This window comes from Bradyrhizobium sp. SZCCHNRI20481 (genome assembly GCF_032485055.1).
In the GTDB taxonomy this organism is placed as follows: Bacteria; Pseudomonadota; Alphaproteobacteria; order Rhizobiales; family Xanthobacteraceae; genus Bradyrhizobium.
This window is the reverse complement of sequence record NZ_JAUEUE010000033.1, coordinates 1-9,049: the sequence shown is the minus strand read 5'-3', so window position 1 is coordinate 9,049 and position 9,049 is coordinate 1. Positions and strand designations below refer to the sequence as shown.

Genomic DNA, 9,049 nt, shown 5'->3' with positions numbered 1-9,049 from the left:
CCCGTGACCGAATACACCCCGCCGCGGACACCACGCGAAGAGAAACTCTGCGCTCTGTTTGCCGAGACCCTCGGGCTTGAGCGCGTCGGGATCCATGACAACTTCTTCGATCTCGGCGGCCATTCGCTGCTCGCCATCCGTCTTGGCCGCCGCATCCGCGACGAGATCCAGCCGGACTTCCCGATCACGGCGGTCTATGCGACGCCCATCGTCCGGGACCTCGCAGCGCAGCTCGATCTCGACGGACCTTCGGAGGGGCCGCTGGACTTGTCCCGCGACATTCTCCTGCCGACGCACATCAGGCTGATCGGCGGGCGCACGCCGCAGAAGCCCAAACGCATTTTCCTGACGGGCGCCACCGGCTTCGTCGGCAGTCATCTTCTCTCCACGCTGATCCAGGAGACGGACGCGCAAATCGCCTGCCACGTTCGCGCCCCAGATCGGCAATCGGCCGAAGCCCGTTTGCGGCAGGCGCTCGATAAGCGAAAGCTTTCGGCGTGTTGGGACGAGGATCGTATCGAGGTTCTGACCGGAAATCTCGGACATCCGGCTCTCGGACTCGATGAGAGGGGTGTCCGCATTGTGCGAGACGAGTGCGAAGCGATCTATCATTGCGGCGCGAGCGTCGAATTCCTCCATCACTATGCTGCGATAAAACCCGCCAATGTGGACAGCGTCCTCACGCTGCTCGATTGGACCGTGAGTGGACGACCAAAGCGGCTGCACTACGTTTCCACCCTTGCGGTGATCGACAAATATCAGTCTGGGCCGGTGTCGGAGCAGACTGATCTGACCTCGTGGCAGGGTCTCGCGAGCGGCTATAGCCAAAGCAAGTGGGTCGGCGACACGCTCGTCCGGCAGGCGCAGCTTCGCGGCCTGCCGCTGTCGATCTATCGCCTCAGCAGCGTCACTGGTGATCGCGCGAACGGAATCTGCAACGAAACGGATCTGATCTGGCGCCTTGTCCGGCTCTATGCGGAACTTGGCGCGATTCCCGACCTGGACCTGATGTTGAACATGACGCCGGCCGATGACGTCGCGCGAGCGATCGTCCGGCTCGCGGGCAGGGAAGCGTCCTGGGGAAGCGTCTATCATCTCATGAACCGTGAGCCAATTGATGTGCGGGAGGTCCCACGGATCTTTCGCCGGCTCGGCCTTCGGCTCGACCTCGTGCCGCTCGATCAATGGATCGACATTGGACGACGGCGGCTTGCCGAAACACAGGACGATGATCTCGCAGCCGTCCTGTCGATCGTGTCAAAGGAGGACACGTCGCGATCGCACCCGGAAATTACCTCGGACTTCACGCAGGAACACTTGGCTGCGGTGGGCGCGGCGATCGCTCCGGTCAGCGCGGCCCTTCTCGAACGCTATTTTGTCAATCTGCGGCTCGCAGGAACTGTGTCCGATGCGGTTGCCAGAAACGGCGAAATGAACAGCGATCGGTTGGTGGGTTAGGATAGGAGAGCACAACATGGCGCGGTTTCTCATCGCGGTCACCGCGCTACCCGGTCACGTATTTCCCTTGTTGGCCGTTGCCCAACTCCTCGTTGGTCGCGGCCACGAGGTCGTCGTATATAGCGGGAGCCTGTTCAGAGAGCGAGTGGAGGCGACCGGCGCGCGCTTCGTCGCGTTTCGCCCGGAAATCGACGTCGATTATCGGAAGCTCGACGAGCGCTTTCCCGAACGCCGCAAGATTGCACCTGGCCCCGCTCAGCTCTGCTTCGGATTGAAGCACATCTTTGCGGATGCAATGCCGCATCAGGCCGCCGGGATACGCGACTTGCGCCGCGACTTTCCTTTCGATGCGATCATCACCGATACGATGTTCTGCGGGACCTTTCCGCTCGTGCTCGGGCCGCCGGAAAAAAGAGCCCCGATCGTCGCGCTCGGGATCACCGCTCTCGCCTTGTCGAGCGCGGACACCGCATTCTTCGGCACCGCGCTCCCGCCATCCATCACGCCAGCCGATCGCGCGCGCAATGCTGCAATGAACAGCCACCTGCAACAAGCGATCTTCGGCTCGGTGCAGCAATACTTCAACGATGTCCTGGTGAAGAACGGGGCGCGCCCTCTGCCGGCATTTCTGTTCGATAGCATGATCACGCTGCCGGATCTGTATTTGCAGCTTACGGCCAAGGAGTTCGAATATTCGCGTGGCAAGATGCCAGACAGCATCCGCTTCGTCGGACCGCTGCTGCCACCGCCATCGATCGGCTTCCACCCGCCGCCTTGGTGGGACGACGTCGACAAAGCGGGTCCGATCGTACTCGTCACGCAAGGCACTCTCGCAAACGGCGATCTTGGGCAGCTTGTCGGACCAACTCTGACGGCCCTGGCGAACGAGGAACTGACGGTGATCGCATGCACCGGCGGCCCACCAGTCGAATCGATCCCGGTGGTGTTGCAGCCCAATGCGAAGGCGGTGACATTCCTGCCGTTCGACCGCCTGCTCCCGAAGGTGAGCGTCATGGTGACCAATGGCGGTTATGGCGCCGTCAATCACGCGCTCAGTCTCGGTGTGCCGTTGGTGGTTGCCGGGGATAGTGAGGAAAAACCGGAAATCGCTGCGCGGGTCGCATGGGCAGGCGCCGGCATCAATCTTGGAACCGGCCGGCCATCCGCCTCGCAGATTCGCGAGGCGGTCCGCGCCGTGCTCACCAAGCCGCAATACCGACGCGGTGCGCAAGCGTTACGCACCGCGTTCGTCCGCCACAACGCTCGTGACGAGATTGCGGAACTGGTCGAACGGCTTGCGGCGGGCGGATCGTCGGCCAGCTCTCAGGGAAATCCGCGTCACAGGTTCGACCCTGTCGGTACTCCTGCGGAGGCCGCCAGCCGCCGGACGATCGACGTCGACGCTGGTTTGATACGCGGGACGTTGGGAACGGTTTGATCCGTCCTGATCCTCGAACGGCGTACGCCATACTCATTCGAAAAGCGGTCGATCGCGGATGCTGACGCCGGCCGTCGGATTCACATCATGCCGGCTTCGCGGTCGGATCCAAAGGAAGGTAGTCGGGTGAAAAGGCTGGTGTTAAGGTTCGCTTGGATCGCCCTCCTAGTGCTCGCCGTCACGGTCTGCGTCTACATCTTCGCTGTGATCGGCGCGGGGCGCCAGCAGGCCGAAGCGGTCGCAACGCAAATCTCCGATCCGCGACGGGACGCAGCCGAGCGCCCGGGGGCCGCACCGATCGCCACGACGCTCGCCCGAGCCGTACGGCATTCGATCACCGAGACACTCGCGGTGACCGGATCCCTCGTGGCCCGAGAGGAGGATGTTGTCGGTGCGGAAGTCGACGGGTTACGTATCGTCGAGATGCTGGCCGACGTCGGCGATCGCGTCGAAGAAGGGCAGGTGCTCGCTCGCCTCGACAGCACGCTGCTCCGGACACAGCTCGCGCAAAACACCGCGATGATCGCGATAACCCAAGCGTCGGTCGCGCAGATGAACGCGTCGTTGACGGAGATGCAAGCCAACCAAGCGGAAGCGGCGGAGACGTTGAAACGCACGCAAACCTTGAACGCGACCGGCGCGATATCTCCAGCGCAACTCCTGACGCGTGAGACCCAGGCCAAGGTCGCCGCGGCAAAGTCCGCTGCCGCTGCGGAGAATTTGCGCATGGCCGAAGCCCAGGAAGCGTTTGCGGAGGCGCAGCGTGGCGAGATCGAGCTGAAAATCGCGCGAACCGAACTGAAGGCGCCGTCTGCGGGGATTATCTCGTACCGCGCCGCCCGCCTGGGCGCGGTGGCCGGCACGGGGGGCGAACCTCTATTCCGGCTCGTCCGCAACGGTCAAATCGAATTCGATGCCGAGGTTCCGGAAACGGTGCTTCCACAGATCGAGCCAAGCCAAGACGTCGAGGTTTGGCTGCCCGGCGTCAGCGAGGCCGTCATCGGCCATGTGCGGCTGGTCGATCCCACTGTAGACAAATCGAGCCGTCTCGGCCGCGTCGCGGTCGCGCTCCCGCCGCATACGGCCATGAGGGCCGGTGTTTTTGCCCGCGGCAGCATTACAATCGGCAAGCGACAAGCCATCACTGTGCCGTTGTCCGCCGTGAGCTTCAGCAAGAATGGCACCTATGTTCAGCTTGCGACCAACGATGTCGTCGAAATCCGCAAGGTCCAGACCGGCCTCAAACGCGGCACCCGTGTCGAAATTGTCGACGGGCTGATCGAAGGTCAGGAGGTCGTCGTTCGAGCCGCCGCTTTTGTCAGGCCAGGCGAACGGATCTTGCCGGTCCGCAGCGATGCCGGACCAGGGCGGGCAGATTGATATGGCCCTCAACATCTCCGCCTGGTCGATTCGTAAGCCTATTCCGTCATTGGTGTTGTTTGGCGTCCTGATCGTGCTCGGCGCGGTCAGCCTGAAGACCCTGCCGATAACGCAGATGCCCAACATCGACATCCCCATCGTGACCGTCACGATCGCCCAGACCGGCGCTGCGCCGAGTGAGCTGGAAACGCAGGTCACGAAGAACGTAGAGAATGCGGCGACCGGGGTCGTCGGGGTCAAGCACGTCACGTCGAGCATCTCTGACGGGGTCTCCGTGACGACCGTCGAGTTTCAACTGGGGACGCCGGCGGACCGTGCGGTCAACGACGTCCGCAATGCGATGGCTAACATCCGGTCGGAGTTGCCGCAGAGCATCGAGGAACCCTCGATACAGCGGGTGGAGGTCGAAGGGATGGCAATCGTTACCTATGCCGTGTCGATTCCCTCTTGGACGACCGAGCAGGTGTCCTGGTTCGTCGATGACGTCATCACGGGGGCGCTTCAGGGCGTTCGGGGCGTCGCGCAGGTCAAGCGTGCGGGCGGCGCCGATCGTGAAATCCGGGTATCGCTGCTGCCCGACCGGCTGATCGCACTTGGCATCACCGCGGCGGACGTGAACGAGCAACTGCGAGCGACCAATGTCGATCTCACCGGCGGGCGCGGTGAAGTGGGGTCGGGAGAGCAAACCATACGGATGCTCGCGGGGGCCGCGACGATCGACGGACTGACCAATAGCGCGATCGTGCTGCCGGGCGGTCGAAGGGCTGCGTTGAAGGAGATTGCCACGGTCACCGATGGCGCAGCCGAAGCACGCAGCTTTGCTCGCCTCAATGGGAGTCCGGTGGTCGCCTTCGGTGTCTTTCGTGCAAAGGGCTTCTCCGACGTGGCCGTCGCGGAGGCGGTCGCGAAGAAGTTGCAGGCGCTCACCAACGAGCATCCCGACCTGTCCGTGTCCGAGATCGACAGCACGGTGCGCTATACCAAGTCCGATTATAGAGCCACCATGCAGACGTTGGCCGAAGGCGCAATCCTCGCGGTCATCGTCGTATTGATTTTTCTGCGCGACCTTCGAGCGACGGCGATTTCCGTGCTCGCGATACCACTGTCAATACTTCCGACCTTCTGGGCGATGGACCTCATCGGGCTTTCGCTGAACGCCGTTAGTCTGCTTGCGATCACGCTGATCACCGGCATCCTGGTCGATGATGCGATCGTCGAGATCGAGAACATCGTCCGGCACATCCGGATGGGCAAATCACCCTATCGCGCCGCGCTCCAGGCGGCCGACGAGATCGGGCTCGCGGTCGTCGCGACGACCATGACCATCGTCGCCATGTTCGTGCCGGTCAGCTTCATGGGCGGCATCGCCGGTCAATACTTCAAGCAGTTCGGCCTCACGGTCGCAATTGCAGTGGCGTTTTCTCTGCTGGTCGCAAGGCTGATAACGCCGCTACTGGCGGCATATTTCCTTCGCGACCGTCAGCGCCATGCCGAAGGGCACGGAGTGATCATGCGGCACTATCTTCGCATGCTCGAATGGTCGCTTCGCCACCGCTTCGTCACGCTCGCGCTTGCGGCGCTGGTCTTCCTGGGCTCGCTAATGGTCGCAGGATCCTTACCGCTTGGCTTTCTGCCGACCAATGACCTGTCGCGTTCGGTTCTCCAGATCGAGCTGCCACCGGGCTCGACGATCGCGGATACCGCGGCCGCCGCGGACCGCATCACGGCCCTGCTCGCGAAACGGCCAGAAGTCAGGAGCGTCTATGTCACCGGCGGCGCCGCCGGCGCCAACGGGCTGAGCGTCACCGCCGGTGACGTCCGCAAGGCCACCATCATCGTCGAGCTCGTTGCGCGCAGGAACCGGTCGCACGACCAGAAGGCATTCGAGCACGACATGCGCGCGACGCTCAGCGCGATCGCGGACATACGTTACAGCTTCGGCAATGGCGGCGGCGGACGCGAGTTCACGCTGATCCTTTCCGGACCCGATGGCGCCGCAGTTGAGCAGGCGGCGCTCGCGGTGGAGCGGGACGTCCGGCAGAACGTCTCCGTTCTCGCGAATGTCGTCTCGACTGTGGCTCTTGCCCGGCCGGAGATTCGCATCTTGCCAAGGCTGGAGGAGGCTGCCGATCTTGGAATCTCCGGGACGCAGATCGCCGAAGTTGCACGGATTGCGATGATCGGAGATACATCCGCAAATCTGGCGAAGTTCTCGGCCATCGACCGGCAAGTACCGATCCGCGTGCAACTCGACGAGCGGGCGCGGGGCGATCTATCGACCCTCGATATGCTGCGAATCAGGGCCAAGAACGGCACCGTACCGTTGGCCACGGTCGCCGACGTCGGCTTCGGCGAGGGGCCGACGACCATCGAACGCTATGACAGCAGGCGTCGCGTCGCGATCCAGGCCGATCTCGTCGGAAACACCCCGCTCGGCGAGGCGATCGAGCAGGTTATGGCGCTGCCCTCGGCGCGAAACTTGCCAGCCGGTGTGACGATCGCAAGGTTCGGCGATTCAGAGATCATGGAAGAAGTTTTTTCGAGTTTTTCGCTCGCGATCGCTGCAGGCGTACTCATGGTGCTCTCCGTCCTCGTTCTTCTCTTCGCCGACGCGATGCATCCGATCACCATTATCTTCTCCATGCCGCTTTCGATCGGCGGAGCGTTCCTTGCGCTGCTTCTGACCGGCAATGCCATCAACCTCTCGGCCATTATCGGCTTCCTCATGCTGATGGGAATCGTAACGAAGAACGCGATCCTGCTGGTGGACTTCGCAATCACCGAGGTGGCGAACGGTGTGGAGCGCACGAAGGCGTTGATCGAAGCCGGCCGCAAGCGCGCTCAGCCCGTGATCATGACCACAGCGGCTATGACCGCAGGCATGGTCCCTTCTGCATTGGGAGTCGGCGAAGGCGGCGCATTCCGTTCCCCCATGGCGGTCGCATTGATTGGCGGGCTGCTCGCCTCGACCTTTCTCAGCCTCGTATTCGTGCCGGCCGCCTTTACGATCATGGACGACGTCGGCCGGATTTTAAGCAGAAAGCTTTCGCGCTTTGTCGGGCCGAAGGATGAAATGAAGCTCGACGAGAGTGACCCGGCCTCACCACGCAGATCGTCTGCACGGCATTGATCGGCTTGAACTCGTTGCCGCCGTTGTGCAGATCGCCGGCAATGGCACCGGTGACACACGATGGAAAGTGCCGGGCGTGCTGGACTGGTCGAGCATGAGCCATAATCCCTTCGTGGACGTGACCAAGGATACGACCACGCTCTATGCCAGTGATCGCGACGTGTTCCTGTTTCTGGTCGACGACACCAATCCAATCGAGGCGGGACGGCTGCCGGACGGCTCGCTCGATGTCTATTTCCGGGGCTTCTACTGTTGGAACAGTGAGGTCGGGAGCAAGACGCTTGGCATAGCGAGCTTCTATCTGCGCGCCGTCTGCATGAACCGCAATCTCTGGGGCGTGGAGAACTTTGAGCAGATCACCATCCGGCATTCGAAGTTCGCCGCGCAGCGGTTTGCGCATGAAGCTGCACCGGCATTGACGAGTTTTGCCAATTCCTCGCCCGCGCCGTTTGTCGCTGGTATTGCAGCCGCACGGCAGCGGATCGTTGCTCGCACGGATGAGGACCGGGAGAGCTTTCTGCGCAAGAATGGCTTTTCCAATGCCGAGACATCGAAGGTCATTGAAGCCGTTCTTGGCGAGGAGAACCGCAAGCCGGAGAGCATCTTCGACTTCGTGCAGGGCATCACCGTCGTGGCCCGAAGCAAGGCGCATCAGGACGGAAGACTCGAGCTCGAAAGCAAGGCCAGGCGCCTGATGGAGCGTGCCGCCTGAGCAGGCGGACGAACGATTCGTCCGACGTTTCTGGATCGCGCTGGTTTGCCAATTTCGCGAGATCATGGGCTTAGTGCGCATCCTGCACGGAACGATATCGCCAACGACGTCGGCATGCAGTGGCGAGCTTGGTGCTGACGTCTGGCCGAAAATCGACTGACAACCGACATCTGATTTGCCGTGGGTGGGCAGAAAGTCAGGCGGCGTGCGTCAGTTGCCACGCGTTGGAAGCGGCTTCATCCTTGGCCCCGCGGCGCCGAATCGTCTTGGTCCAATTTATCAGGCTGACGATTCCCAGGATCGATCGGCCGCTGCGAGCCGCGATCGGTCTGCAACGGGACTGCCGAGATAGTCTCATTGCTATACGGGGGTAGGGATATGCTCGCCCGATCGTAATGCAAAGAGCCTCCACGAACTTCGCACTCGGAAGGCAGTTTGTTGGCAGCGCAACTGTAGCCATATCGACTTGCCGACCGCAGGACTTAAGCGATTTGTCCGCTGAGATCTGGCTGATCCACAAGCCACGGAAGAGGACGAGAAGCCAAGCCAAGGATCAAGGAAGGAAGGGAAGGGAGATTTCACACCCTATGCACCCCTGGTGCAGGTCTGAAGCGAGATGATAGTCGCAATTGAACGATATCACCGCCAACCGATGATGGTGCGCTCTCGCCACGGAAATCGATCTGCCTGCTAACTCTTTGCGGCTCGACCGTAAGCCTCTTAGCAATGATCTGACAGAAATTTTTGCCGAAAGATCAGGTGAGAAGAGGGTAGGGTCTGATGGCAAGATAAAAGCGGCTCGCCTGTTGATCAGCAAGCCATTGACATGGCTAGCGTTCAATCGTGCTCGTTCGGTCGAGCTGAGTGCCGCAATCGAGCTTTTTGTCAGCAAAGTGAAAGGCGATTTCGGCACTGATCGCAGTCTAGCGAA

5 protein-coding genes and 1 pseudogene are annotated in these 9,049 nt (G+C 61.8%); all 6 read left to right on the top strand.

Going from position 1 to position 9,049, the window contains the following annotated elements; all coding sequences use genetic code 11:
- The coding region (locus tag QX132_RS32950) for a thioester reductase domain-containing protein (protein ID WP_316163873.1) at positions 1–1,458 on the top strand (1,458 nt) is incomplete at its 5' end.
- 16 nt (positions 1,459–1,474) lie between these two features.
- Positions 1,475–2,896 (top strand): glycosyltransferase, encoded by a 1,422-nt coding sequence (locus tag QX132_RS32945; protein ID WP_315782099.1) that lies wholly within the window; start codon positions 1,475–1,477, stop codon positions 2,894–2,896.
- 126 nt (positions 2,897–3,022) lie between these two features.
- Positions 3,023–4,276: an efflux RND transporter periplasmic adaptor subunit gene (locus tag QX132_RS32940; RefSeq protein ID WP_316163872.1), complete on the top strand. Its 1,254-nt coding sequence runs from the start codon at positions 3,023–3,025 to the stop codon at positions 4,274–4,276.
- Between the two features lies 1 nt (position 4,277).
- Positions 4,278–7,406, top strand: coding sequence for an efflux RND transporter permease subunit (locus QX132_RS32935; protein ID WP_316163871.1), 3,129 nt, complete (start codon positions 4,278–4,280; stop codon positions 7,404–7,406).
- Between the two features lie 7 nt (positions 7,407–7,413).
- Positions 7,414–8,118: pseudogene (locus QX132_RS32930) on the top strand (DUF932 domain-containing protein); the annotation flags it as partial.
- A gap of 698 nt (positions 8,119–8,816) precedes the next feature.
- The coding region (locus tag QX132_RS32925; protein ID WP_316163870.1) for a hypothetical protein at positions 8,817–9,049 on the top strand (233 nt) is incomplete at its 3' end.

Excerpts from the sequence above, each read along its gene's own strand:
- QX132_RS32945 (WP_315782099.1), top strand. The coding sequence starts at position 1,475 with ATGGCGCGGTTTCTCATCGCGGTCACCGCGCTACCCGGTCACGTATTT.
- QX132_RS32935 (WP_316163871.1), top strand. The coding sequence starts at position 4,278 with ATGGCCCTCAACATCTCCGCCTGGTCGATTCGTAAGCCTATTCCGTCA.